Here is a 24,377-nt window from a genome sequence, read left to right on the forward strand (position 1 = left end):
TACACTGGAACGTGATGCGCCGCTTTCGCATATCGAGATACCCGTTCAAGCCACGCACGCCAGCGAGTAGATTCGAGGAAACGCATGACATATCCACTGGACTCCTCAACCGACGCAGCTGGGCACGACAGTTCGGCATTCAACACGATGGCAACGAGACTCAGCTGATCTCGCTCATGAACATTGATCACTTGAAGAGGTTTGATGACGTCTATGGGTTGCCCATGGGGGATCAGGCAGTCCGACTCGTCGCTTCCATTGCTTCACTTCACGCCTGCATGCTCGGACCCTATTCGCAGATCTATCGCGTGGGAGGCGATGAGATCGTCATTGTATGGCCTCCTCTGCCGGTGGCTGATGTCCGGCATCGAGCAGAAGCTATCCGCACGGCTATTGAATCGGTTGGCCCAGGCATCACCATGACTGTGGTCACAGCACAGGCACTCTCTTCAGACGAACCCGACATTCTGCTGGCACGCCTGCGGAGCCTGATGGCCGTAACGAAGTCAGGAGGACGCAATCGCTCTGTACTTGAACTGGGAATACAGGGTTGATGCGCATTAAAATTTTTCCAACAGACCGATCTATCTGATCTTGTAGCACGCAGGGGAACAAGTGATACGGATTCCGTTTGTTTCGCTGACAATCCGGAACTTCACCAGATTGCCAGCTCCACGTCCGGAACCCGCCCTGCTCCTACTCGCATCCGCTCGGACCCAGCGGGCTTTGCAGCCCATTCAATCGGAGTCCGTACTACCAATGGTGCGGACAGGTTCATAACTTCATTGCAGACCAGCGATGAACACGCAGTGTTTACCCCTCCCCTTGAGGGGGGAGGCTGGGAGGGGGTGAGCAAGAATGGCGTTACAGAAGACGTTTTCCATGCTTGTCCCCTCTGGCGCTCGAAAAGTGTCCGCACCATTGATTACACGGGTTGCGTGGCGGCGATGCGGTCGAGCACGCCGGGGTCTTCGAGGGTACTCGTGTCGCCCTGGATTTCTTTTCCGGCGGCGATCTGGCGCAGGAAGCGGCGCATGATCTTGCCGCTGCGGGTCTTGGGCAGGGCGTCGGCGACGTAGATGGCGTCGGGGCGGGCGAGTGCGCCGATCTCGCGGCTGACGTGGGCGCGGAGTTCGGCGGGGTCGATGGTGCGGTCGCCCTGCGGGAGGACGAACGCGACGACGCATTCGCCTTTCACGTCGTCGGGGCGGCCGACGACGGCGGCCTCGGAGACGCTGGGGTGGGCGACGAGGGCGGATTCGATCTCCATGGTGCCGAGGCGGTGGCCGCTGACGTTCAGGACGTCGTCCACGCGGCCCGTGACCGTGATGTACCCGTCCGCGTCGCGGCGGGCGCCGTCCCCGGCGAAGTACACGCCCTCGATTTCACCCCAGTAGCTTTTGCGGTAGCGGTCGTCGTCGCCGTACACGGTGCGGAGCATGCTGGGCCAGGGGCGTTTGATGACGAGCAGGCCGCCGTCGTCGGGGCCGAGTTCCTCGCCGGTGTGGGTCATGATGGCGGGTTCGATGCCGAACATGGGGAGGCCCGCGCTGCCGGGTTTGCTGGGGTGCGCGCCGGGCAGGGTGGTCAGCATGATGGAGCCGGTCTCGGTCTGCCACCAAGTGTCCACGACCGGGCAGCGCCCGCCGCCGATGGTGCGCCAGTACCACATCCACGCTTCGGGGTTGATGGGTTCCCCGACCGAGCCGAGCAGGCGCAGGCTGCTCAGGTCACGCGCGGCGGGCAGTTCGTCGCCCTGGCGCATGATGGCGCGGATGGCGGTGGGCGCGGTGTACAGGATGGTCACGCGGTGTTTCTGCACGATGTCCCAGAAACGGCCCCAGTCGGGGTGGTTGGGCGCGCCCTCGTACATGACGACGGTCGCGCCGTTCAGGAGGGGGCCGTACACGCTGTAACTGTGGCCGGTGATCCAGCCGACGTCGGCGGTGCACCAGTACACGTCGTCGTCACGCAGGTCGAACACGGCCTGAGTGGTCAGGTACGTGCCGACCATGTAGCCGCCGGTGGTGTGCTGCACGCCCTTGGGTTTGCCGGTGCTGCCGGACGTGTACAGGATGAACAGCGGGTGCTCGCTGTCCAGGGGGGCGGCCTCGTGGTCGTCGCTGGCGGCGTTCAGGGCGTCGTGCCAGAACACGTCGCGGCCCTCCTGCATGGGGGCGTCGCAGTCGGCGCGGCACACGACCAGCATCTTCTCCAGGCCCGGCGCGAGTGCGGCGGCGGCGTCGGCGTTCGCTTTCAGGTTCACCAGCGCGCCGCGTCGCTGCCCGGCGTCGGCGGTGATCAGCACGCGGCTCTGCGCGTCGTTCAGGCGGTCGGCCAGGGCGCTGACCGAGAAGCCGCCGAACACCACGGAATGCACCGCGCCGATGCGGGCGCAGGCGAGCATGGCGATGGCCGCCTCCGGCACCAGGGGCAGGTACAGGGTCACGCGGTCGCCGGGCTGCACGCCCAGGTCCAGCAGGGCGTTCGCGGCCCGTCTGACCTCGCGCAGCAGCTCGGCGTACGTGTAGGTGCGGACCTCGCCGTCCTCGCCTTCCCAGACGATGGCGCGTTTGTCGCCCAGGCCGCGCGCCACGTTTCGGTCAAGGGCGTTGAAGGCGATGTTCGTCTGCCCGCCCACGAACCACTGCGCGTGCGGCGGATGCCAGTCGAGGACCTGCGTCCAGGGTTTGAACCAGTGCAGCTCTCCGGCCACGCCACTCCAGAAGGTGTCGGGATCGTCGAGGCTCTGGCGGTACAGACGCTCGTAGTCCTCAGCGGAGTAGCGGGCGCGCTCGCGGAAGGCGTCACTGGGCGCGATGACGCGCGTTTCGTGCAGCACGGCGTCGATGTGGTCGCTGGCGGGGTGGTCGCTGGCGGGCATGGGGGACTGGGTCATGCGGGGGAACCTCCGGGGGATGGGGCCGTCGGTGTGGCCCCGGACGCTGGGTCGGGCTGGTTGTGTGTGGAATTCACTGTACTCGCCCAGAGGTGGGATTCCGGATGGGAACCCTGCACGGGTACCGCGCCGGTACTGCACCCGGTTCAAGTTCCTGGGGTTCCGGTTCACCCGGTTCAGGTCAGGGCTTCCTGGCCCCTCTGAAGCAGGCGGCCCTGCACGCGGCCTTCCAGGGCGAGCAGCAGCAGCGCGGCCATGAACGCCAGTCCGGCGATCACGACCCACATGCCGCCCGCGCCCAGTGCCTGGAGAAGCGCGCCGCCCAGCAATGGGGCCAGCAGGGTCGCCAGGCCCGCCATGCTGCCCACCAGTCCGATGTACGTGCCGCGCTGAGCGGGCGGGCCCAGTTCGCTGATGATCGTCTTGCTGATGCCGTACGCGATGATCTCCCCGGCAGTCCAGACCACGACGGCCAGCATGTGCGCCCACAGGGTGTGCGCCACGGCGTGCCCCAGGAAACCTGCGCCCAGCAGCGCGGCGCCCAGCGCCTGCCAGCGCGGGTGCCCGCTGCGGGCGATCAGGTGCCCCAGTGGCAGGCCCAGCAGGACGACCAGGGCGCCGTTCACGGCGAGAACCTGTCCGTACTGCACGGCGCTGAAGCCCTGCTGCGCGAACACCACGGCCAGCACCTTGTAACTCTGGTACGTCAGGCCGAACAGCAGCGAGGCGAGGCAGAACTGCCACAGCAGCAGGTCGCGTGGCAGCAACGGGCGGGCGTGTGCCGCCGCGTTCCGGGCGGGCCGGGCAGTGCGGGGATACAGCAGCGCCAGCAGCAGCGCGTAGGCGGCCATGGTGGCGGCGTCCAGCCAACAGCAGCCGCATGGACCGCCCGGCCAGCCAGCCGCCCAGCACGGGCGCGGTGGCGGCCCCGACGTTGATCGCCCAGTACAGCAGGTTGTACGCGCGGGTCCGCTGCGCGCCCTGCGTGAGTTCCGCGACCGCGGTGCTCGCGGCGGGTTTGTACAGCGCCGACAGCAGCGAGAAGCCCAGCACGCCCGCCGCCGTCCACCAGAAGCCCTGCGCCACGGACAGCGCCAGGATCATGACGGCCCCGCCGCTCAGAGCGAGGATCATGGTGAAGGCCGGGCCGCGCCGGTCGGTCAGCGGCCCACTCAGGCCCTCAGAGACGAAACGGCCCAGGCCCAGCATGGCCAGGATCACGCTGACCTGCGTGACGCTCAGGTGCGCCTGCGCGGTCAGGTAGAAGCCCAGCAGCGGCACCACGAACTCGCCCAGGCGGTTGAGCAGCGTGCCCCACCACAGCACCCAGAACCCGGTCGGGTAGGTGGAGGCGGCGCGGGTCAGGGCAGTCACGCGCGTCATGCTAGGGCACGTTGCAGGCGGGGGCATCCGCAACTCGGCAGAAGGGGGCCCGGCTGCCGCGTGGCGTCCGGGCCCCCTCCTCTGTGCGGGTCATACGGATTCCGTTTGTTTCGCCAGCAATCCGGAACTTCACCGGATTGCCGGCTCCACGTCCGGAACCCGCCCCACTCCCACTCGCTTCGCTCGGATTGAATGGGCTGCAAAGCCCATTCAATCGGAGGCCGTATCAGTCGTGCGCGGCGACGGTGCCGTCGGTGCCGGCGCCGGTGTAGGCGCGGAACTGCATGTCCTCGAAGTCGCGTTCATCCTGCGCTGCGTTGCGGCGGCCCGCGCCGATCATGGTGCCGATGTACGCGAACAGGAAGCCCATGGGGATGCTGATCAGGCCGGGGTTCTCCAGCGGGAAGATGGCGTTGGCCTGGATCAGGTGGCGGCCGGTCGTCAGGGTGTCCGGGTCGATCTTCATGATGTTCGGGCTGATGGCGATCAGCAGTACCGTGAACAGGATGCCGCCCACGATGCCCCACATGGCGCCGGTGGCGTTGAACTTGCGCCAGAACAGCGTGAACAGGATGACCGGGAGGTTGGCGCTGGCGGCCAGCGCGAAGGCCAGGGCAACCAGGAACGCGACGTTCTGCGTCTTGGCGAGCAGGCCCAGGATGATGGCGGCGATGCCGACGCCGACGGTGGCCAGACGTGCCACGCGGAACTGATCCTTCTCGCTGGCCTGTCCGCCTTTCAGGACGCCGTTGTAGATGTCGTGCGTGAAGCTGGTGCTGGCGCTGATGGTGAGGCCCGCGACGACCGCGAGGATGGTGGCGAAGGCCACGGCGGTCACGAAGGCCAGTCCGAACTCGCCGCCGACGGTGCCGGCTCCGCCGAACAGCGCCTGTGCCAGCAGGGGCGCAGCCATGTTGCCAGCCTTGTTGGCGGCCTCGATGGCGTCCTTGCCGAGCAGGACGTTCGCGGCGTTGCCCATGAAGGCAGTCATGACGTAGAACGCGCCGATCAGGACCATGGCCCACACGACGCTCTTGCGGGCGTCCTGCGCGGTGGGCACCGTGAAGAAGCGCACCAGGATGTGCGGGAGGCCGGCGGTGCCGAGCACCAGCGCGAGGCACAGGCTGATCAGGTCGATGGGGTTCTTGTACTTCACGCCGGCGCCGAGGAATTCCGCGCCGTTCTTCGCCTCGACCTGCCCGAGCAGATTGGAGAAGCTCCAGCCGAAGCGGTTGAGGATCAGCACCGTCATGACGATGGTGGCGAACATCAGCAGCATGGCCTTGATGATCTGCACCCAGGTGGTGGCCAGCATGCCGCCCACGACGACGTAGATGATCATCAGCACGCCCACGAGGGGAATGGCGACGTCGGCGCTGATGGCGCCCTTGGAGAGCAGGCTGATGAGTGAGCCGGCCCCGACGACCTGCGCGATCATGTAGAAGGTGCTGATCACGATGGTGCTGACGGCCGCGTAGGTGCGCACGCGCGGGTCTTTCAGGCGGTACACCAGCATGTCGGCCAGGGTGTACTTGCCGAGGTTGCGCAGCGGTTCGGCCACGATGAACAGCACGGTCAGGTACGCGATGAACCACCCGACCGAGTACATGAAGCCGTCGTAGCCGTTCAGGGCGATCAGGCCGGTGATGCCCAGGAAGCTGGCGGCGCTCATGTAATCCCCGGCGATGGCGATGCCGTTCTGCGTGGCGCTGATGCGGCCCCCGGCCACGTAGAAGTCCCCGGCGCTGGTGTTGCGCCCGCTGGCCCAGAAGGTGACGCCCAGCGTGATGGCGACGATGATCGCGGCGAGCAGGAAGGTCATCGTTTGGCCTCTTCGGCCAGGCGGTCGAAGGTGCGGGCCTTGACGATGTACACGTACGCCATGATCCAGCCCATGGCGAACTCGGCGAACGCGAGCACGTAGCCGAAGGTGACGTTCCCGAAGACCTTGGTGGCCATCAGGGGTTTGTTGTATCCGGCCAGGACGGGCAGCAGGAAGTACAGCACCAGGAACGTGACGGTCATGATGATGGTGAAGGAGTTCCGCTGCGCGACCAGTTGCTGGTACGCGGCGTTTCTCGGGGCGGTGGTCTGGCCGGGCTGAACGCTGGATACGGTCATGTGAACCTCCTGAAGAAGGGGTGCGCCGGGTGGAACCGTGCTCAAACGAACGGCCGTTTGAGCGTGAGAAGAACTGTATGGGCTGGAGTTCAGCCTAGGAGTCCACCCCACCAAATGCAATGAACCGGGTTCAATATCTCCGTCCCTCCGCACGGAACAGCCAGCCGCACCCGACCATCCGCATGCATGAACAACAGCCCCACAGGAGTTTCCTTTCAAAAGAATTTCCCGGTGATCCGCACCGAATGCCAGCATTCCTGGCAGCGCGCGGCTGACCTGCCCCCCGCAAACCTGCTTACCGCAGACCGTCCGGCGGATTCCGTCTGTTTCGTTAACAACCCGGAATGACACCGGGTTGCCAACTCCACGCCCTTCAGTCCGCCTGTCTCCCACTCGCTCTGCGGCGCAGCTCTACGAGTCCGCTTGGATTGAACGGTTTTGCAAACCATTCGATCAGAGTCCGTATCACACCCTGAAGGGGCAGCTTCCACTGGAGGGGCGGCCGCCGCGAATGGCGGCGTTCCCGCCAATTGGTGGCCCCCGGGCGGGTATGCTGCGGGATAATGCTCGTCGACCAGTTGGGGCGTCCCCTCCGTGACCTGCGGATCAGTGTGACTGACCGCTGCAACCTGCGCTGCACGTACTGCATGCCGGCCGACGTGTTCGGCCCGGATTACGCGTTCCTGCCGCGCGCCGAACTGCTGAGTTTCGAGGAGATCGAGCGGCTGGCGCGGGCCTTCGTGAACCTGGGGGTGCGCAAGCTGCGCGTCACGGGCGGCGAACCGACCCTGCGGCGCGACCTGCCGGACCTGATCGGGCGGCTCTCCGGTATCGGGGGCGTGCAGGACATCGCCATGACCACCAACGGGCTGCTGCTGCCGCGCATGGCGGCCGACCTGAAGGCGGCGGGCCTGGACCGCGTGACGGTCAGCATCGACAGCCTGGACCCCGAGGTGTTCGGGCGCATGAACGGGCTGGGCACGCACCCGCAGCGGGTGCTGGACGGCATCGAGGCGGCCCTGACGGCGGGCCTGGGCGTGAAGATCAACACGGTCGTGCAGCGCGGCGTGAACGACGGGGGCCTGCGTGAGCTGTGGCTGGCGCTGCGGGACCTCGCTCCGGTGCGCTTTATCGAGTTCATGGATGTGGGGAACCACAACGGCTGGAACATGGACAGCGTGGTGCCCAGCCGCGAGGTGCTGGCGCGACTGGCGGGCGACGACACGCACTTTGCGCCGGTGAATCCGGAGTACCGGGGCGAGGTGGCCGCGCGCCACACGGACGGGCAGGGGCACGAGGTGGGTCTGATCAGTTCCGTGACCGCGCCGTTCTGCGGGGACTGCTCGCGGGCGCGGATCTCGGCGGTGGGCACGCTGTACTCGTGCCTGTTCGCGTCGGGCGGGACGGACCTGCGCGGCCCGATGCGGGGCACGCCGGGGCAGGCGGCCCTGGATGACGCGGGGCTGGAGGCACTGATTGCCGGGGTGTGGCGGGAGCGCCGCGACCGGTACAGTGAGGAGCGCGGGGAACTCACGGCGGCCAGCCGCGAGGCGCGTGCCGGGAAGGTCGAGATGTCCCACATCGGCGGGTAGGATCAGGTGCGCCGGGGATCACGTTGACAGTACCGTGGCGTGCGGGGAGGCAGTCGGTCAACGGAGGATTGGTCTGCTGGGTGGGCCTTTTCGGGCTGTAAAAGAGCGTGATCTGCGCCTGATACCAGCAACCGGGTATTCATTTTTATCTCTTTGGTGCGTTCAACTTTTCAAACGATCAGCTCCCTAACGCTCGTTGTACCGGACCGCGTGACAGCTAGACAAGCTTGTGTACCTGTGACACTAACCTTAAGATGAGACTGGCTCCGCCCGCCAGCGGACACCCGGAGGGATGCATGGCGAAGTACCCGCTTATCAAGACCACCCTGAAAGACCGCCTGCTCGGCGGTCACTACGCCGAGGGGCTCCCCCTGCCCAGCGAACCGCAACTTGCCCGCGAATTCGAAGTCTCCCGCATGACCGCCCGCCGCGCCATCGACGAACTGGAACGCGAAGGTTACGTCTACCGCGTCCAGGGCGCCGGCACCTTCCCCACCGGCAAACGCTTCCGCCAGGGCATGTTCCGCGTGCGCCCCTTCAAGGAATGGGCCCGCCACCCCGACCACCGCACCACCGTCCTGCGCGCCATGCAGATCGAGGCCACCCCCGAGATCGCCATCGTGCTGCAGATCCAGCCCGGCGACCCCGTCATCTTCATCCACCGCCTGCGCAACGCCGGCGACGAGGCCCTGGTCATCGAGAAACGCTACATCAACGCCTCGCTGGTCCCCGGCCTGCTCGACCACAACCTCGCCGTGGAAAGCATCCACGAAACCATGATCACCATGGGCGTGCCCCTGCAACGCGTCGAGCAGAACCTCGAGGCCGTCAACCTCCGCCAGGAAGAAGCCGAACTGCTGCGCGTCCCGCTCGGCACCGCCGCGTTCCTGCTGCGCCGCACCACGTACAGCGGCCAGAAACGCGCCAGTTACGTCAACTACTGGGTTCGCGGCGACCGCTACGCCTTCCAGGACACCTTCGAACCGTAAGGCCGGGCAGCGGTACACAGGCACACACGGCCGGGGCAGTCACTCCCCGGCCACTTTGCGCGGTCCCCAGCCGATACGAAAACCGCCGCCCCCCGTTTCCGGAAGGGCGGCGGCGTTCGTGTCAGCCGTTTTACTTGCTGTTCTTGGCCGCTTCGACCAGGGCCTTGAAGGCCTCGGGCTCGCGGGCGGCGATGTCGGCCAGGACCTTGCGGTTCAGGTCGATGTTCGCCTTCTTCAGGCCACCGATGAAGGTGCTGTAGTTCATGCCGTGCAGGCGGGCGCCGGCGTTGATACGCTGGATCCACAGGCGACGGAAGTCACGCTTCTTGTTGCGGCGATCGCGGTACTCGTAGGTCGCGGCGTTCAGCAGGGTCTGGAACGCGTTGCGGTACTGCTTGCTGCGGCTACCCCAGAAGCCCTTGGCGCGCTTCAGGACCTTCTTGTGACGGCGACGGCGGACGATGCCGGTCTTGACGCGAGGCATTATTTACCTCCGTAGGGCAGCATCTTCTTCATGCGTGCCCATTCGCTCTGGGCGAGCACGAAGCCCTTGCCCTTGCCGCGGATGGTGTTGCCGCTCTTCTTGGTGTTCTGGTGGCGCTTACCGCTCTTGAACGCCATCACCTTGCCCGTGCCGGTGATCTTGATCCGGCGCGAGGCGCTTTTCAGGGTCTTCATCTTGGGCATGGTGCCCTCCTTACGTAGTCCAGTCGCAGTCCCGCTGCCGGGCGCTTCTGTCTGGGGTTCGGGCCGCTTCTCGCTGGAAGCCGTTGGTCGCCCTGCCCCACTTGACCAAGAGAGAACTATACGCGAGCGGGCGCAGGCGGGTCAAGGGGAAGGACGGACGGCTCAGTGCTGCCGGTAGTACTGCTGGGTGCTGAGCAGCACGCTGCCGTTGCGTTCGAAGGTGCGGCGCATGGCGTGGTTCCCGGCGTCGGTGCCGCCCGTGTGCGAGGCGAAGGTCTGCGCGGCCACGCCCAGCAGGTGCGCGTGCAGCCGCGCGCCGTACCCGCGCCCACGCTGCGCGGGCCGCACGCCGATCAGGTCGAGACCCGCCTCGCCGGGGCGGCCGCCGGGGCCGGTCGCGCCGAGGGCCAGCACCTGACCCTCCCGGCGCAGGGCATGCAGGGTCCATCCCTCGGCGGCCTCCCAGTCCGGGTGACCCAGCTCCCGCAGGGCTTCCGGAACGCCAGGATCGTCCGGACTGACGGCCGTCACGTCCGGGTCGGGCGCGTGGGGCCGGTCACGCAGGTCCGTGCGGTAGATCACATGCTGCGAGTCGGGCACCCAGCCGGCCTGGACCGCCTCCTCCGGGCGCGGCGTGACCAGCGTGTCGTCCAGCAGCAGTTGCCGGTCGGGGGTGTCCGAGACGCGGCGGCGCAACTCACGCAGGAACGCGGTCAGGGCGTCGGCGGGCGTGTCCGCGCGGTAGGTGGGGAACAGGGGCACGCGGGCGTTCGGCCCGACGAAGCACACGCCCTGCACGGCGCCGTCAGTGCGCAGCAGCAGGAACCACGCCGGGTCGAGTTGCCCGGCCCGCACGCGCTCCTGCGTGACGGTCAACCGGCGGGCCGCCTCGGCCGGATCGGAGTGCAGGGCGTGAATGTCGGCCAGCGTGTCGGGCGTGGCCGCCTGAAGGGTAAAAGCAGTGGACATGAATTGACCTCGGGGCAGGGGCCGGGTCAGTGGGGCGCGCCGGGACGCCGGACTGCGACTCTGGGCAGAGTCCGGATCAGGCGGCCATGACCCCGGCAGGAACGGCGGGCACGGAACGGGCAGCGGTCTGAAGTCGCGTCATGGGAACCTCCGGTACAGCAGTGGGATGCCGCGCAGCGTAGCGCAGGCGGGTGCGGGGGTAAGCCGCAACTCCGGCACGACCGGTGGTCTTCTCCCCTGCCGGGCCGGTCTGAAAGTGAAGGCAAAGCGCGGTGCGCGGCCTCCGGAAACACCAGGGGCCGCGCACCGGATTTCACACCGTCAGTGCAGCTCTGTCAGTTCAGCTCTGCGTGAGCCACAGCGCCCGGTACGGTTCGAGCGTGACCGTGCCGCCGCCCAGGTTGAAGGCAGTCGCGGCAATGTGGTCGCGGGCGTGGTCGCCCAGGTGGTCACGCAGGGCCTGCGCGGGGAAGTTGATGGTGTGCTCGCTGAAGTTGTACGCGGCCAGCATGACGCCCTGCGGGTGGTCGCGGCGCAGCAGCAGCACGCAGGGGTCCGGGCTGGGCACGGGGCGGCTCTCGACGCTGGCGTGCAGGTGCACCAGGCCCTGGCGGACGCGGATCAGGTGGCGCAGTCCGGCGTTCACGCGGCCGTGCGGGGTGCCGGGGCTGGCCTGCGCGTCGGCGGCGCGCGCCCAGTCCATGCGGGGCCGGTGGACCCAGCGGTTGTCGGCGGCGTGTTCGGGCACGGCCGCGAACGAGTAGTCGTTCAGGAGGGCCAGTTCGTCGCCCATGTACAGCAGCGGCACGCCGCCGAAGCCCAGGGTGACGGCGTGCAGCAGCAGCAGGCGGCGGACGGCGTCGTCGGTGCGGTGGGGGTCGGTGGCGTCCAGCGCGGCTTCCAGGCCGGCGAGGCTGGCGGCCGTGCCGCTGATGCGGCGGTCGCCGGTCTGCGGGTTGAACTGGAAGACCATGCCGCGCGCGAAGGTGCCGGGGTGCTCGCCGCTGTAGAAGTCGCTCAGGAAGTGCCGGTGGGCGGCGCCGTCCAGTCCGGCGCGGCTGGCGTCGGCGTCGCTGATGGCCCAGCCGATGTCGTCGTGGCAGCGGACGTACATGCCCCAGGTGGTGCTGGTGGGTTTGGGCGGGAAGGCCCGGAGCGCCCCGGCGAACAGGCGGGTGTCGCGGCTGGCGAGGCTGCTCCAGAGTTGCACCATCAGCGAGTTGTGGTACGCCATGTCACTGACCCGCCCGTGGTGCTCTCCGGTGCCCAGGTAGTGGATCAGGTCGGCGGGCGCGACGATGGCCTCGGCCTTGAAGGCCACGGCGGGCGCGACGATGCGGGCGCAGGCGCGCAGGGCCTGGGTGATGTGATGCACTTCCGGCTGGTTCTGGCAGTCGGTGCCCAGGCGTTTCCACATGAACGCGATGGCGTCCAGGCGGAAGACTTCCACGCCCCGGTTGGCGAGGTGCAGGATGATGTCCACGAACTCGGCCAGCACGCTGGGGTTACTCCAGTTCAGGTCCCACTGGTAGGTGTTGAAGGTCGTCCAGACCCACCCGCCGGCCTCCTCGTTCCAGGTGAAGTTGCCGGGCGCGAAGTCCGGGAAGACCTCGGGCAGGGTGCGTTCGTACGCGTCGGGAACGGTGCGGTCCGGGTAGACATGGAAGTACTCGCGGTACGTGGCGTCCCCGGCGCGGGCCTTGCGGGCCCACTCGTGTTCCTGCGCCACGTGGTTCAGCACGAGGTCCAGCACGAGGCTCACGCCGCGCGCCCTGAGGTCGGCGGCCAGGGCGGACAGGTCGTCCATGCTGCCCAGGTCGCTGCGCACGGCGCGGTAGTCGGCCACGGCGTACCCGCCGTCGTTCTCGCCGGGGCGGGGTTGCAGCAGCGGCATCAGGTGCAGGTACGTGACGCCCAGGTCCTGAAGGTAATCCAGGCGTTCGCGCACGCCCCTGAGGGTTCTGGCGAAGCGGTCGGTGTACGCCACGTATCCGAGCATGCCGGGTTCCTGAAGCCAGTCGGGGTGCAGGAGCCGGGCCTCATCGAGCCGTTTCAGGTCGGCGGGGCGGGCGTGGTAGGCGTGCAGCATGAGTTCCAGCAGGCGGTCCATCAGTGCGGGCGCGGCCTCGCCGTACACGGCCTGGAGGCTGGCCGTCAGTTCCGGGCCGTAGCGGTCGAGGCGCAGCAGGAAGGTGTCCGCGTCGCGGTCATCGTCGAAGGCCTGACGAAGTTGACCGGCCAGCAGCGTCCGGAATGAGTCTGATTGCGGCATACCCCGACAGCATAAACATTTTTTGGAACTGTTTCCATACCGGCAGTCCCAGCCGCGCCTCTCCCCCACCGTGGGCAGCAGAAAGGGCCGCCCAGGCAACGCGCCCGACCGGCCCTTCCCACAACTGGCCTCAGCGGGCCACGAAGTCCAGCAGCACCCGGTTGAACTCCTCGGCGTGCGTGGCGTTCAGGCCGTGCGGCGCGCCCTTCATCACGTGCAGCTCTGCGTTCGGCTGGTACTGCGGCACGCGCTGACCGCTCGCCTCCAGCGGCACGATCTGATCGGCGTCACCGTGCACGACCAGCAGCGGCACCGTCAGCTTCGCGAGGTCTGCGCGGAAGTCCGTCATGGCGAACGCGCGCACGCACTCCTGGGTGGCCACGGGGGACGCTTGGAAGTACAGGCTGGCCGTGAAGTCCAGGAACTCGTCGCCCAGCTTGCTCCCGTTCTCGTCCCAGTTCAGGAACTTCTTCGTGAATCCCGCCAGGAACTGCGGGCGGTTGGCGGCCACCTGCTGCACCATGCCTTCCACGTCGGCTTCCGCCATGCCGCCGTCCGGGTTGTCGGTGGTTTTCAGCAGGTACGGCGCGACCGAGGAGATCAGCGCGGCGCTACGCAGGTACTGCGTGCCGAACAGCCCGGCGTACCGGCTGACCTCGCCGCCGCCCATGCTGAAGCCCACGACCGTCACGTCGTTCAGGTTCAGCGCCTCGATCAGGTCTTTCAGGTCGCTGGCGAACACGTCGTACGTGTACCCGGTGGCCGTCTTGCCGCTCTGGCCGAAGCCGCGGCGGTCATACGAGATCACCTGATACCCGGCGTGACGCAGCGCGTCGATCTGCCCCTCCCACATGCGGCCCGACAGCGGCCACCCGTGAATCAGAGCGACGGGGCGGCCCTCACCGTACGTTTCGTAGTACAGCTCGGTCTGCGGGGCCAGGGTGTGCTTGGTCTGAATGGTCGGCATGATGGAACCTCCTGAGGAGAGAGAAACGGAACGCAGTGACAGTCCGGTACACGTCGGCGCTGGGACGTCATCACGTTGAAAGGTCTGATCTGAAGCGTCTGAAGAAGAGTAGGTGAGGCCTTCAGCCGCACTCTGAGAGGCACGTTCAGCAGCATTCACAGAACCCAGAGCGGGCCTCCATGCAGCGCCCGGCGAGCAGACACGCGAAACGGGAAACGCCGCGCCCACACAGGGCACAGGCACGTTTCCCGCCGGTCAGGTTCAGGCGATGGCGCTGTGGGGCACGTTCAGGTAAACGGCGACCTCGTCCATGCTCTCGACCTGCGACAGCTCGATGAAGTGATGCTTGCCGTCCGTGGAATCGGTCTTCGTGAGCTTCAGCTTGCCGTCCTGCAGGTGATCGACGGTCCCGACGTGCTCGCCGTTCACGTCCTTGACCTGCATGTGCTCGCCTTCCTTCGCCAGGCGAGCCTGGAGATCCTGAGCGATACGGTCGGTGATTTCTCCGGTCTGGTTCTGAGTCATGAGCGCAGTCTGATCCGCGAACATGGCCGTCAGATGACCATCAGGTTCAGGCGGGCGTTACCGGAACTTGAGCGGGTCGTCATGAAGTGCCGCGCCGCCCAACCCGGTGCGAACACTCATGAGGGAGGCGCGCGTAAGCAGAGCGGCGCAGCGGGCGCGTGTGCGGATGGCTGACGCGGGCCTCTGCCCCGGCCCGGTATCATGCGGGGCGATGACTAAGGACGGCGGCAAACAGGATAAGAAGGCGCAGCAGTACGGCGTGACGCCCCAGAGCACGGATTTCAACGACTGGTACAACGAGGTCGTGAAGAAGGCCGATCTGGCCGACAACAGCCCCGTGGCGGGCGCGATGGTCGTGCGCCCGTACGGCAGTGCGCTGTGGGAGAACATTCAGCGGTGGCTGGACGACCGGTTCAAGGCGACGGGGCACGAGTCGCTGATCTTCCCCACGCTGATCCCCATGGGGTTCATTACCAAGGAAGCGGATCACGTGGAGGGTTTCGCGCCGGAGCTGTTCACGGTGAACAAGATCGGCACCGAGGAACTGGCCGAGCCGTACGTGATGCGCCCCACCAGCGAGACGATCATCGGGCACATGTGGAGCGGCTGGCTGAACTCCTACCGTGACCTACCGTTCCTGCACTACCAGTGGGGCAGCGTGTTCCGCGCGGAACTGCGCACCAAGGCGTTCCTGCGCACGTCAGAGTTCTACTGGCACGAGGGGCACACCGCGCACGCCGACGAGACCGAGGCGCGCGGCGAGGTGCGGCAGATGCTGGACATCTACCACGAGTTCTGCCGGGACGTGCTGGCCCTGCCCGTGGTGCGCGGCGAGAAGACCGCCAGCGAACGCTTTGCCGGGGCGGTCGCGACGTACTCCATCGAGGGCATGATGCGCGACGGGAAGGCCCTCCAGAGCGGCACCAGTCACTACCTGGGCCAGAACTTCAGCCGGGCGTTCGACGTGAAATTCCAGACGCGCGAGCAGAAGGAAGAACTGGCGCACACGACCTCCTGGGCCATTTCGAGCCGCATCATCGGGGCGATCATCATGACGCACGGTGACGACTTCGGGCTGATCATGCCGCCCCGCATCGCGCCCATTCAGGTGGTCGTGATTCCGGTGGGCCGCAAGGACAACTTCGACGAGATGGTTGCCGAGGGCGAGAAGCTGGCCGCCGAACTGCGCGCCCAGGGTGTGAAGGTCAAGGTCGATAAACGCGACGGCGTGACGAACGGCTTCAAGTACAACGACTGGGAACTCAAGGGCGTGCCCGTGCGCATCGAACTCGGCCCCCGCGACCTGGAGAGCGGCGTGGTCGTCGTGAAGAACCGCAACGGCGACGAGAAGGAAACCCTGCCCCGCGCCGAAGCCGTGGCGGGAATGAACGCCCGCCTGGACGGCATTCACGACTGGCTGCTGGAACGCGCCACGACCTTCATGCTGGAACACACCGTTCCCGTGGACGACTTCGAGACGTTCGCCGCGAAGATCGAGGAAGGCAACTGGGTGCGCGCGTACCACTGCGGCGACGCCGACTGCGAGAAGAGCATCAAGGAGGCCACCAAGGCCACCACCCGCAACGTCCCCCTGGACGACGCGGAGTTCTTCAACGAGCCGGGCGAGGGCCAGTGCGTGAAGTGCGCCAGGCCCAGCGCCTACGGCAAACGCGTGATCTTCGGCCGCCAGTACTGAGCATGGATCTCCGTCCCGCCTCCCCGGCTGATCTGCCTGCCCTGACCGACGCGTTCCGTGCGACGTTCGGCGCGGCGCCGTGGAACGAGGCGTGGACGGACGAATCGGCCCGCGCGGCCCTGGGGGACCTGCTCGCCATGCCGCGCAGCGCGGCGCTGGTCGCCTGGGACGGGGCCGTGTGCGCGGGGGCGGTGCTGGGACGCGATCAGGTGCGGGATTCGTTCCTGTCGCACGAGGTGCAGGAGATGTTCGTGCGGCCCGAACGGCAGCGCGGCGGGGTGGGCCGGGCGCTGCTGGACGCGCATCTGGCGGCTGCTGCGGCGCGTGGGGTGACGAACGTGTCGCTCCTGACCGCGCGGGAGTCACCGGCCGAGGCGTTCTACAGCCACCTCGGGTTCCGGCGGGCGGGGCGGATGGTGCTGCTGGTCCGCCCGTAACGGTGGGTCAGGTCGTGACCTGGCATCGTGCTTTAGTTGACAAGTTTACTCAACTGGTCTGCTATGCTGCGCGGCATGAAGCGCGCCCTCCTCCCCCTCCTGACTCTCTCCCTGATCGCCAGCGCCAGCGCCCAGCAGGCGAAAGAATTGCGCCTGGGCGTGTTCCCGAACGTCACGCACGCCGCCGGACTGGTCGGCGTGCAGCGCGGCCTGATCCAGAAGAACCTGCCGGGCGGCGTGAAACTGGTCGTCAAGGAATTCGCGAACGGCAGTCAGATCAACGAGGCCTTCGCGGCGGGCGCCATCGACGCCGCGTACGTCGGCCCTGGCCCGGCCATGAACGCCTTCATGCGTGGCGTGCCCATTCAGGTGTACGCCGGGGCCGCGAACGCCGGGGCGGTGCTGGTGGCGCGGGGGGACAGCGGCGTGCGGAACGTCAAGGGCCTGAGCGGGAAGAAGGTCGCGGTGCCCACGCGCGGCAGCACGCAGGACATCAGCCTGCGCCACCTGCTGCACGAGAACGGCCTGAAAGCCACGGACGAGGGCGGCACCGTCAGCATCGTGCCCATTGACCCGGCGAACATGCCCGCCGCCTTCGCCAGCAAACAGGTGGACGCCGCGCTGGTGCAGGAACCCTGGGGCGCCGTCATGGAAACGCAGGGCGCCAAGCTCATCGTGAACGAGAAGGGCATCTGGGAGGGCGGCAACTACACCACCACCGTCCTGACCGTGAACACCAAGTACGCCGCCGCGAACCCCGACACGCTCAGGGGTCTGCTGAAAGGGCACCTCGCCGCGATCAACTACATCAAGGGCAGCAACGCGGGCGCGCAGAAGTCCGTCGCCGAGCAGATCTACGCGTTCACCGGCAAGCGCCCCAACACCGCCGAGCTGTTCAAGGCGCTGGCCCGCACGAAGGTCACCTGGGACATCAACCTGAAAACCCTCGCGGAGTACGCCCAACTGAACCGCGAGGCGGGCTTCGCGCGGGACGTGCCGGACCTGAACCGCTTCGTGAACCTGGACCTGATCCGCAGCCTCGCCAGGTAAGACGGACTCGGGTTGAAGGGGCGACAAGAACCCTTCAACCCGGGCGGATGCGAGGAGGAGCAGAACGGATTCCGGGCGTGGCGCGGGGGGCTTCGCCGGATGCTCTAGACTGAAGGGATGACGGGGCCAAAGAAAGGTTCACGGGGCCGAGCCCCACAACGCAATACAGCTCAGGGTCGCGGTGGCATCACGCGCGACACCATCAAACCGGCGCGCGCCACGCGGGACGAGGGCGGCGCGGAACGCCGGGACGGTGCCCGCAAGGACACCCGCACCGGGCGCGGCAGTGACGCGCGTCCCGGCGGCGCCCGGCCCGGCAGTACCCGTGCGGGCACGGGCAGCGGCCGGAGCGGCGCGGCCGGTGGTCGCGGCAGCGAGAATCCCGCCCGCCGCAAGCCCGGCGAGGGCGGCGGCCGCAGCGAGGAAGGCCGCAGCGAGGGTCGCGCTGACGGGCGCGGCGCAGTCGAGCGGCGCTTCACGTCGGGCGGCCCGGCGCGGCGCAGTCCGCCCAAACCCGGCAAGAAGGCGCTGCCGGAACTCAAGCGCGTGCAACTGGACGCCCCCGCGCCCGACACGGTCTTCCGGGACCGGGACGGCGATACGCTGACCTTCCCGGACAGCAACCTCAAGCGGGTCGCGGCGAAGATCCTGACCGAGAAGAAGAAGGCGTGGCGGTACCGGCCGTTCGCGTTCCCGCTGTTCACGGACCGGGGCAGCGAGCAGTCCTTCCATTTCGATTTCTACATCTACGACGCCGAGGACAGCGTGATCCGCCTGATCCTGGTCATTCCGTTCGAGTCCCGCGAGGTCTGGGACCGGGTGGGGCGTTTCAAGCGGCAGTACCCGATGTACACGTACGAACTGTGGACGCCGGAGAAACTAGCCCGCCTGGGTGGCCCGCGCGGCCGCCTGGAATTCTGATACGGACTCCGATTGAATGGGCGGCAAAGCCCGCCGGGTCCGAGCGAAGCGAGTGGGAGCAGGGCGGGTTCCGGACATGAATCCCTGACCGAACGTTGAACGGGGCGACCGCTCTGGCTTTCCGGCCGGGGCGGTCGCTTTCCATGCCGTTCCGGTCCCTCTCACACAACATGAGAGTCCCGTGAGTACCCTTGAGCTTCGCTTGGGTGTGTGCGCCGGGGCACTGCAACCGGGGGGGCATCTGGTAACGTTTCCAAACAGGCGGTGACCGCCCCCGGCCACCAGCCCACCCCCCGAACATCCCCTGCCCTGCCGCACGAACACCGCAGCGGCACAGGCACTACACCTGCCTTCCCTTACCAGGCTGTTCCCCGCACTGACCTGTCCTCAAAGGAGCCTCACACACATGACCGACCCCACCCCACCCCGCCTTCACCCCGGCCGCCCCTACCCCCTGGGAGCCAGCTGGGACGGCCAGGGCACCAACTTCGCGCTGTACTCCGAGAACGCCACAGGCGTCGAACTGTGCCTGTTCGACGAGCACGGCACCGAGACCCGCGTGGCCCTGCGCGAGCAGACCGCCTTCGTGTGGCACGGTTACCTGCCGGACGTGAAACCGGGGCAGCGCTACGGCTACCGCGTGCACGGCGAGTACGCGCCCGAACGCGGCCTGCGCTTCAACCCCAACGTGGTCCTGCTCGACCCCTACGCCAAGGCGCTCGACGGCACGGAACGCTTCGACGAGGGCGTGTTCGGGTACGTGCCCGGCACCGACGACACCCAGATGCAGCAGGAGGATCAGCGCGGCTCGCCGCTGGGCATCGTCACGGACTCCAACTTCGACTGGCGCGGCGACCACCGCCCGAACATCCCGTTCCATCAGGCGGTCATCTACGAGGCGCACGTCAAGGGCCTGACCATGACGCACCCCCTCGTGCCCGAGGAACTGCGCGGCACGTACGCCGGGATCGCCTGCGAACCCATCCTGTTCTACCTGCGCGAACTGGGCATCACCAGCATCGAACTGATGCCCGTGCACCAGCACGTGGACGACCCCTTCCTGCTCGACAAGGGCCTGACCAACTACTGGGGCTACAGCACCCTGTCGTTCTTCGCGCCCGACGTGCGCTACAGCGCCGAGGCGCGCCGCGGCAACCCCGCCGGGGCCGTGGACGAGTTCAAGAACATGGTCAAGGCGCTGCACGAATCCGGTATCGAGGTCATCCTGGACGTGGTGTACAACCACACCGCCGAAGGCAACCACATGGGGCCGACCATGTCCTTCAAGGGCATCGACAACCCCACGTACTACCGGCTGGTCGCCGAGGACCCCCGCTTCTACTTCGATTACACCGGCACCGGCAACAGCCTGAACGTCCGCCACCCGCAGACGCTGCAACTGATCATGGACAGCCTGCGTTACTGGGTGACCGAGATGCACGTCGACGGCTTCCGCTTCGACCTGGCCAGCACCCTGGCGCGCGGCCTGCACGAGGTCGATCAGCTGTCGGGCTTCTTCACGATCATTCACCAGGACCCGATCATCAGTCAGGTGAAACTGATCGCCGAACCGTGGGACGTGGGCGAGGGCGGCTACCAGGTCGGGAACTTCCCGGTCAACTGGGCCGAATGGAACGGCATCTACCGTGACGACATGCGCGCCTTCTGGAAAGGTGACGGCGGACTGGCCAGCGAGATCGGGTACCGCCTGACCGGCAGCAGCGACCTGTACCAGAACGACGGCCGCAAACCCTACGCCAGCATCAACTTCGTGACCGCCCACGACGGCTTCACGCTGCGTGACACCGTCACGTACGAGCAGAAGCACAACGACGCCAACCAGGAAGGCGGCAACGACGGCCACAACCACAACATCACCTGGAACTGCGGCGTGGAAGGCGAAACCGAGGACGCCGACATCAACGCGCTGCGCGCCCGCCAGCAACGCAACTTCCTGGCGACCCTGCTGCTGGGGCAGGGCACCCCGATGCTGCTGGGCGGCGACGAGATCGGCCGCACGCAGGGCGGCAACAACAACGCCTACTGCCAGGACAACGAGATCAGCTGGTACGACTGGGCGAACCTCGACGAGGAACTGCTGGCGTTCACCAAGAAAGTCATCCGTCTGCGCAAGAACCACCCGGCGCTGCACCGCCGCAAGTTCTTCAGCGGTCGCACCATCCGCGGCGAGGACGTGCGCGACATCGTCTGGCTGCGCTTCGACGGCGCCGAGATGAGCGACGAGGACTGGAACAACCCGCAGACGCAGAGCATGGGCATCTTCTTGGACGGCAACGGCCTGGACGACGTGGACAGCGAGGGCCAGCCCCTGCTGGACGACCACCTGCTGCTGCTGCTGAACGCCTCGCACGTGGACCTGCCGTTCACGCTGCCGGACCTCGCAGGCTGCCAGAACTGGGAACTGCTGCTGGACACCGGTGACGACCACGCGACCGAAACCCCGGCCGCCGGAGAGGAAACACAGCTTCAGGCCCGCAGCGTCAAACTGTACCGCTGCCCCCGCCAGTAACCCCCATTCAGGACAGCAGGAGAGGCGGCCCCCAGTGTGCGGGCCGCCTCTCCTCTGTTCCTACTCCCTACTGCCCACTCCCCGGTCAGGTTTCGTAGGTGCGGGCCACGCTGGTCAGGACGCTGCGGTACTCTCCGGCGGTGATCAGGCCCATCGCCATGGCGTGACTGGCGGCGTTCAGGCTGTCGGCGGCCAGCACGAGGTCCGCTCCGGCGCGGCGCACCTCCTCGCGGAGTTTCAGGACGCCGCTGTCACGGGCACCTTCGGTCACGTCGCGGATGTACACGGCCAGCACGCGGCCCGGGTGGCGGCGCACGACCTCGGCGTAGATTTCCGGGTCCTTCTCGCCGCTGTCGCCGATCAGGACGAACTTCAGGTCCGGGAAGCGCGTGAAGATCCGTTCGATCACGCCGTGCTTGTACCCGCCGTGCCCGCCGAGCAGGTCCACGCCCCAGTTCCGCAGGAACATCGGTCCCAGCGGAATGCGGCGGTAATCCAGGAACTGCCACAGCAGATCGAAGAAATTCCAGGGGCTGCTGCTGACGTAGAAGATCGGGTTGCGGGCCTCGCCGTCGCGGGTCAGGGCGCGGTACAGGGCGCCCACGCCGGGAAACGGCAGGCGGGTGCGGGCGTTACCGGTCAGGACGGTGGCGAGCATGCGCGGCAGGCTGGTCACGTCGGACTGGATGACGGTGTCGTCGAGGTCGCTGATGATGCCGAAGCGGGCGTCCGCGACGACCTGCACGCGGGCGGTGGCGGTCACGTCGCGCCCGTCGAGGCACAGCGTCACCTGATGCCAGCCGCCGGACAGCGGCATCTGCGGCGTGAAGATCAGCGTGAAGTACCCGTCGGCGTCACTGACGGCGCTGACCTGCTGGCCGTCCAGGGTGCCCGTGACCCGCACGCCGCCCACCTCGCGCGACAGCAGGCGGCGCAGGACGTTCTGCGCGTTGCGCAGGCGGCGGTCGCCCTTGCGGGGAGGCTGCATGGTGCGGGGCAGCAGCACCCGGCCGGTCAGTTCCACCTGGGCGGGGGTGCCCCACCCGACGTAGGGTTGCAGCAGCAGTTTGCCGCGGGCGCGCCGGGGCTGCACGAACGCGGCGAACGCCTGATCGGCGGCCAGCAGCGCCCTTTCCAGCATGGGCTGCACGGTCTTGAACGCAGTCGTTACTGGATTCACCCGCCCAGTGTAGCGGGCGCCGCGTTCCCTGCGACAAGTGGCTCTGGCCGGGTCGGCCGGTCATGAGAGGCCGCCCGTCTGCCTGTCGAATCACGAAAATGCGTGCCACACGCCAGAACAGGCCACTCCCGCCCGGACAGCACGGGGCGGGAGCATGAAGAAACGCGGGGTGATGCCCCGCTGCTATCTGCTGGGGATCAGAACAGGACCATGCCTCCAGTCGCGCCGAGCGTGCTGCCGCTCGTGTAACTGCTCTCCTGGGACGCCAGGAACACGTACATGGCGGCCAGTTCGGCCGGCTGGCCGGGGCGGCCAAACGGGGTTTCCTTCCCGAACTCCATGACCTTCTCCTGCGTCTGGCCGCCGCTGGGTTGCAGGGGCGTCCAGAACGGGCCGGGCGCCACGGCGTTCACGCGGATGCCCTTCTCGCCCAGTTGCTGCGCGAGCGCCTGCGTGAACGCCACGATCGCCGCCTTGGTGCTCGCGTAGTCCAGCAGGGTCGGGCTGGGCCGGTACGCCTGGATGCTGGTCGTGTTGATGATGCTGCCCCCCGCGCCCATGTGCCGCACGGCTTCCTGCGTGATCCAGAACATGGCGTACACGTTCGTGCGGAACGTCAGGTCGAACTGCTCGGTGGTGATGTCCGCGATGCCCGGCTGCGTCACCTGCTTCCCGGCGTTGTTCACCAGGATGTCCAGCCCGCCCAGTTCCTTCACGGCGCGCGTGACCAGCTCGCGGCTGAACGCCTCGTCCGTGATGTCGCCCGGCAACGCCACGGCCCGGCGGCCCTCCGCCTCGATCAGCGCCACGACCTCACGCGCGTCCTGTTCCTCGTCCGGCAGGTAGTTCAGGGCGACGTCCGCACCCTCGCGGGCGAAGGCGATTGCCACGGCCCGCCCGATCCCGGAATCCGCGCCCGTAATCAGCGCACGGCGGCCCCGCAGGCGGCCCAGGCCCACGTAACTGTCCTCACCGTGATCCGGCAGCGGCTGCATGGCCGACGCCAGCCCCGGCGCCTCCTGCGGCTGACGCGGGAACGGCGGCGCCGGGTACTGCGCGCGGGGGTCCTGCATCTCGAACTGCGGCTGGCTCTGACGGGCGTTCTGGTCACTCATGCCCCCAGCCTGCCCCGCCCACCTGTCACCCGCATGACCGCCCCGTGAACGTCACTTGACCCGGCGTGAGGGGCGCCTTCATGGCGGGGGTCGGTGGCAGATGGCCGATGGCGGAAGGCAGACCTGCGCCGTGTCTGGGCACCGCAGGTCCACCCTGCTCCGCACAACCCACTTCCTACTGCCCGCTGTGGTCGTAGCGGCGCACGATCAGCCGGCGCACCACGCGGTCGCCCAGGGCCGGGAAGCGGCGGTCGAGCCACGCGAACAGGTGGTACACGCGCGGCACGATCACCTCGCGACGGGGGCGCAGCAGCACGCCCGCCACGGCGCGGGCCACGACCTCGGGGCCGGGCATGGGGAGGCGGGCGCTGGCGGTCATCTCGCTCTTCACGAAGCCCGGCGAGACGAGACTGACGTTCACGCCGCTGCCCAGCAGTTCGCGGCGCAGACCGAGGCTGAACCCCCGGATGCCGTACTTGCTGGCGGAGTACATGCCGTTCGTGGCGGCCTGACCGGCCACCGAACCGATGTTCACGACGTGACCGCTGCGCCGCCCGCGCATCTCGGGCAGAACCAGCCGGGTCAGTTCGATGGGCGCGTCGAGGTTCACGCGCAGGACGCGCAGCGGGTCCGGGTCATCCCACCACCAGCCCCGCTCGACGGTGACGCCCGCATTGTTGATCAGCACGTCGATCCGGCCGAAGTGCGCGTGCGCGGCGGCGATCAGCGCGCGGCGCGAATCGGGGCTGGTCACGTCGGTCGGCACGGCGATCACGCGGTGCCCGGACGGGTCGAGGCGGCGGGCCAGGGCAAGCAGTTCGTCCTCGCGGCGCGCGGCGAGGACCAGCGCGTACCCCAGCGCGGCGAGTTCCGTGGCCGTGGCCCGCCCGATCCCGCTGGACGCGCCGGTCAGGACCACGACCGGGCGGGCCGTGTTCCACGGAGGGGTGGGGGCCGTCATGACGCCGCCCGGAACGTGCAGAGGTGTGACATAGGGTGATGGTATCCCCAAGCGCCGCTCAGCTGCGAGTCAGGCGCGCGCCC

At 67.7% G+C, this 24,377-nt stretch carries 21 protein-coding genes and 1 pseudogene; 8 read left to right on the forward strand and 14 right to left on the reverse strand.

What is annotated here, in order from left to right; translation table 11 throughout:
- Positions 1-14: 14 nt before the first annotated feature.
- Positions 15-554, forward strand: a complete 540-nt coding sequence (locus IEY70_RS05990) for a GGDEF domain-containing protein (protein WP_189064089.1) — start codon at positions 15-17, stop codon at positions 552-554.
- Positions 555-925: 371 nt separating this feature from the next.
- On the opposite strand, the gene acs is transcribed toward IEY70_RS05990, so the two are convergent.
- The 5 genes and pseudogenes from acs to IEY70_RS06010 all read right to left on the reverse strand — a co-directional run bounded on the left by acs (position 926) and on the right by IEY70_RS06010 (position 6,403).
- On the reverse strand, positions 926-2,899 hold the full coding sequence (gene acs / locus IEY70_RS05995) for an acetate--CoA ligase (protein ID WP_229777683.1): 1,974 nt from the start codon (positions 2,897-2,899) through the stop codon (positions 926-928).
- A gap of 176 nt (positions 2,900-3,075) precedes the next feature.
- The gene (locus IEY70_RS20915) at positions 3,076-3,750 is read right to left on the reverse strand and encodes an MFS transporter (protein WP_229777684.1); all 675 of its coding nucleotides are present in this window, start codon (positions 3,748-3,750) and stop codon (positions 3,076-3,078) included.
- A 97-nt stretch (positions 3,751-3,847) separates the two neighbouring features.
- A pseudogene (locus IEY70_RS20920) lies at positions 3,848-4,309 on the reverse strand (MFS transporter); the annotation flags it as partial.
- Between the two features lie 199 nt (positions 4,310-4,508).
- Complete coding sequence (locus tag IEY70_RS06005) at positions 4,509-6,104, reverse strand: solute symporter family protein (protein WP_189064090.1); 1,596 nt, start codon at positions 6,102-6,104, stop codon at positions 4,509-4,511.
- Complete coding sequence (locus IEY70_RS06010) at positions 6,101-6,403, reverse strand: DUF485 domain-containing protein (RefSeq protein ID WP_189064091.1); 303 nt, start codon at positions 6,401-6,403, stop codon at positions 6,101-6,103. The genes IEY70_RS06005 and IEY70_RS06010 overlap by 4 nt, the downstream gene beginning before the upstream one ends.
- Before the next feature lie 563 nt (positions 6,404-6,966).
- Here IEY70_RS06010 and moaA point away from each other — a divergent pair.
- Complete coding sequence (gene moaA / locus IEY70_RS06015) at positions 6,967-7,995, forward strand: GTP 3',8-cyclase MoaA (RefSeq protein ID WP_189064092.1); 1,029 nt, start codon at positions 6,967-6,969, stop codon at positions 7,993-7,995.
- A gap of 296 nt (positions 7,996-8,291) precedes the next feature.
- Positions 8,292-8,984 (forward strand): GntR family transcriptional regulator, encoded by a 693-nt coding sequence (locus IEY70_RS06020; protein WP_189064093.1) that lies wholly within the window; start codon positions 8,292-8,294, stop codon positions 8,982-8,984.
- Between the two features lie 130 nt (positions 8,985-9,114).
- Here IEY70_RS06020 and rplT read toward each other — a convergent pair whose 3' ends face one another.
- From rplT to IEY70_RS06050, 6 genes are all read right to left on the reverse strand, one after another.
- Positions 9,115-9,468, reverse strand: a complete 354-nt coding sequence (rplT, locus tag IEY70_RS06025; protein WP_189064094.1) for a 50S ribosomal protein L20 — start codon at positions 9,466-9,468, stop codon at positions 9,115-9,117.
- The gene (rpmI, locus tag IEY70_RS06030) at positions 9,468-9,671 is read right to left on the reverse strand and encodes a 50S ribosomal protein L35 (RefSeq protein WP_055362162.1); all 204 of its coding nucleotides are present in this window, start codon (positions 9,669-9,671) and stop codon (positions 9,468-9,470) included. The genes rplT and rpmI overlap by 1 nt, the downstream gene beginning before the upstream one ends.
- A gap of 162 nt (positions 9,672-9,833) precedes the next feature.
- Entirely contained in the window at positions 9,834-10,640 is an 807-nt protein-coding gene (locus IEY70_RS06035; protein WP_189064095.1) for a GNAT family N-acetyltransferase, read from the reverse strand.
- Between the two features lie 340 nt (positions 10,641-10,980).
- On the reverse strand, positions 10,981-12,912 hold the full coding sequence (locus tag IEY70_RS06040; RefSeq protein ID WP_189064096.1) for an alpha-amylase family protein: 1,932 nt from the start codon (positions 12,910-12,912) through the stop codon (positions 10,981-10,983).
- A gap of 130 nt (positions 12,913-13,042) precedes the next feature.
- Positions 13,043-13,879, reverse strand: coding sequence for an alpha/beta fold hydrolase (locus tag IEY70_RS06045; protein WP_189064097.1), 837 nt, complete (start codon positions 13,877-13,879; stop codon positions 13,043-13,045).
- A gap of 261 nt (positions 13,880-14,140) precedes the next feature.
- On the reverse strand, positions 14,141-14,404 hold the full coding sequence (locus IEY70_RS06050; RefSeq protein ID WP_189064098.1) for a DUF2171 domain-containing protein: 264 nt from the start codon (positions 14,402-14,404) through the stop codon (positions 14,141-14,143).
- 211 nt (positions 14,405-14,615) lie between these two features.
- On the opposite strand from IEY70_RS06050, the gene proS reads away from it, so the two are divergent.
- The 5 genes from proS (at position 14,616) to glgX (ending at position 21,038) form a co-directional block, all read left to right on the forward strand.
- Complete coding sequence (gene proS / locus IEY70_RS06055; protein WP_189064099.1) at positions 14,616-16,100, forward strand: proline--tRNA ligase; 1,485 nt, start codon at positions 14,616-14,618, stop codon at positions 16,098-16,100.
- 2 nt (positions 16,101-16,102) lie between these two features.
- A complete protein-coding gene (locus IEY70_RS06060) occupies positions 16,103-16,537 on the forward strand; it encodes a GNAT family N-acetyltransferase (RefSeq protein WP_189064100.1) in 435 nt (144 codons plus the stop codon).
- A 75-nt stretch (positions 16,538-16,612) separates the two neighbouring features.
- Positions 16,613-17,587: an ABC transporter substrate-binding protein gene (locus IEY70_RS06065; protein WP_189064101.1), complete on the forward strand. Its 975-nt coding sequence runs from the start codon at positions 16,613-16,615 to the stop codon at positions 17,585-17,587.
- Positions 17,588-17,704: 117 nt separating this feature from the next.
- Complete coding sequence (locus IEY70_RS06070; RefSeq protein WP_189064102.1) at positions 17,705-18,508, forward strand: hypothetical protein; 804 nt, start codon at positions 17,705-17,707, stop codon at positions 18,506-18,508.
- A gap of 406 nt (positions 18,509-18,914) precedes the next feature.
- Positions 18,915-21,038 carry a glycogen debranching protein GlgX gene (glgX, locus tag IEY70_RS06075; RefSeq protein ID WP_189064103.1) on the forward strand — a complete coding sequence of 708 codons (2,124 nt, stop codon included), beginning with the start codon at positions 18,915-18,917 and terminating at the stop codon, positions 21,036-21,038.
- Between the two features lie 85 nt (positions 21,039-21,123).
- Here glgX and IEY70_RS06080 read toward each other — a convergent pair whose 3' ends face one another.
- The 3 genes from IEY70_RS06080 to IEY70_RS06090 form a co-directional block, all read right to left on the reverse strand.
- Positions 21,124-22,218: an App1 family protein phosphatidate phosphatase gene (locus IEY70_RS06080; RefSeq protein ID WP_229777676.1), complete on the reverse strand. Its 1,095-nt coding sequence runs from the start codon at positions 22,216-22,218 to the stop codon at positions 21,124-21,126.
- 197 nt (positions 22,219-22,415) lie between these two features.
- Positions 22,416-23,333 (reverse strand): SDR family oxidoreductase, encoded by a 918-nt coding sequence (locus IEY70_RS06085; protein WP_189064104.1) that lies wholly within the window; start codon positions 23,331-23,333, stop codon positions 22,416-22,418.
- A 175-nt stretch (positions 23,334-23,508) separates the two neighbouring features.
- Positions 23,509-24,294 (reverse strand): SDR family NAD(P)-dependent oxidoreductase, encoded by a 786-nt coding sequence (locus IEY70_RS06090; protein ID WP_189064105.1) that lies wholly within the window; start codon positions 24,292-24,294, stop codon positions 23,509-23,511.
- Positions 24,295-24,377 lie beyond the last annotated feature (83 nt).

The sequence above is a fragment of the Deinococcus seoulensis genome (assembly GCF_014648115.1).
In the GTDB taxonomy this organism is placed as follows: Bacteria; Deinococcota; Deinococci; order Deinococcales; family Deinococcaceae; genus Deinococcus; species Deinococcus seoulensis.

What these genes read in the sequence shown, in the direction of transcription:
- IEY70_RS05990 (WP_189064089.1), top strand. Translation starts at nt 15, where the DNA reads ATGCGCCGCTTTCGCATATCGAGATACCCGTTCAAGCCACGCACGCCA.
- acs (WP_229777683.1), bottom strand. Translation starts at nt 2,899, where the DNA reads ATGACCCAGTCCCCCATGCCCGCCAGCGACCACCCCGCCAGCGACCAC.
- IEY70_RS20915 (WP_229777684.1), bottom strand. Translation starts at nt 3,750, where the DNA reads ATGGCCGCCTACGCGCTGCTGCTGGCGCTGCTGTATCCCCGCACTGCC.
- IEY70_RS06005 (WP_189064090.1), bottom strand. Translation starts at nt 6,104, where the DNA reads ATGACCTTCCTGCTCGCCGCGATCATCGTCGCCATCACGCTGGGCGTC.
- IEY70_RS06010 (WP_189064091.1), bottom strand. Translation starts at nt 6,403, where the DNA reads ATGACCGTATCCAGCGTTCAGCCCGGCCAGACCACCGCCCCGAGAAAC.
- moaA (WP_189064092.1), top strand. Translation starts at nt 6,967, where the DNA reads ATGCTCGTCGACCAGTTGGGGCGTCCCCTCCGTGACCTGCGGATCAGT.
- IEY70_RS06020 (WP_189064093.1), top strand. Translation starts at nt 8,292, where the DNA reads ATGGCGAAGTACCCGCTTATCAAGACCACCCTGAAAGACCGCCTGCTC.
- rplT (WP_189064094.1), bottom strand. Translation starts at nt 9,468, where the DNA reads ATGCCTCGCGTCAAGACCGGCATCGTCCGCCGTCGCCGTCACAAGAAG.
- rpmI (WP_055362162.1), bottom strand. Translation starts at nt 9,671, where the DNA reads ATGCCCAAGATGAAGACCCTGAAAAGCGCCTCGCGCCGGATCAAGATC.
- IEY70_RS06035 (WP_189064095.1), bottom strand. Translation starts at nt 10,640, where the DNA reads ATGTCCACTGCTTTTACCCTTCAGGCGGCCACGCCCGACACGCTGGCC.
- IEY70_RS06040 (WP_189064096.1), bottom strand. Translation starts at nt 12,912, where the DNA reads ATGCCGCAATCAGACTCATTCCGGACGCTGCTGGCCGGTCAACTTCGT.
- IEY70_RS06045 (WP_189064097.1), bottom strand. Translation starts at nt 13,879, where the DNA reads ATGCCGACCATTCAGACCAAGCACACCCTGGCCCCGCAGACCGAGCTG.
- IEY70_RS06050 (WP_189064098.1), bottom strand. Translation starts at nt 14,404, where the DNA reads ATGACTCAGAACCAGACCGGAGAAATCACCGACCGTATCGCTCAGGAT.
- proS (WP_189064099.1), top strand. Translation starts at nt 14,616, where the DNA reads ATGACTAAGGACGGCGGCAAACAGGATAAGAAGGCGCAGCAGTACGGC.
- IEY70_RS06060 (WP_189064100.1), top strand. Translation starts at nt 16,103, where the DNA reads ATGGATCTCCGTCCCGCCTCCCCGGCTGATCTGCCTGCCCTGACCGAC.
- IEY70_RS06065 (WP_189064101.1), top strand. Translation starts at nt 16,613, where the DNA reads ATGAAGCGCGCCCTCCTCCCCCTCCTGACTCTCTCCCTGATCGCCAGC.
- IEY70_RS06070 (WP_189064102.1), top strand. Translation starts at nt 17,705, where the DNA reads ATGACGGGGCCAAAGAAAGGTTCACGGGGCCGAGCCCCACAACGCAAT.
- glgX (WP_189064103.1), top strand. Translation starts at nt 18,915, where the DNA reads ATGACCGACCCCACCCCACCCCGCCTTCACCCCGGCCGCCCCTACCCC.
- IEY70_RS06085 (WP_189064104.1), bottom strand. Translation starts at nt 23,333, where the DNA reads ATGAGTGACCAGAACGCCCGTCAGAGCCAGCCGCAGTTCGAGATGCAG.
- IEY70_RS06090 (WP_189064105.1), bottom strand. Translation starts at nt 24,294, where the DNA reads ATGACGGCCCCCACCCCTCCGTGGAACACGGCCCGCCCGGTCGTGGTC.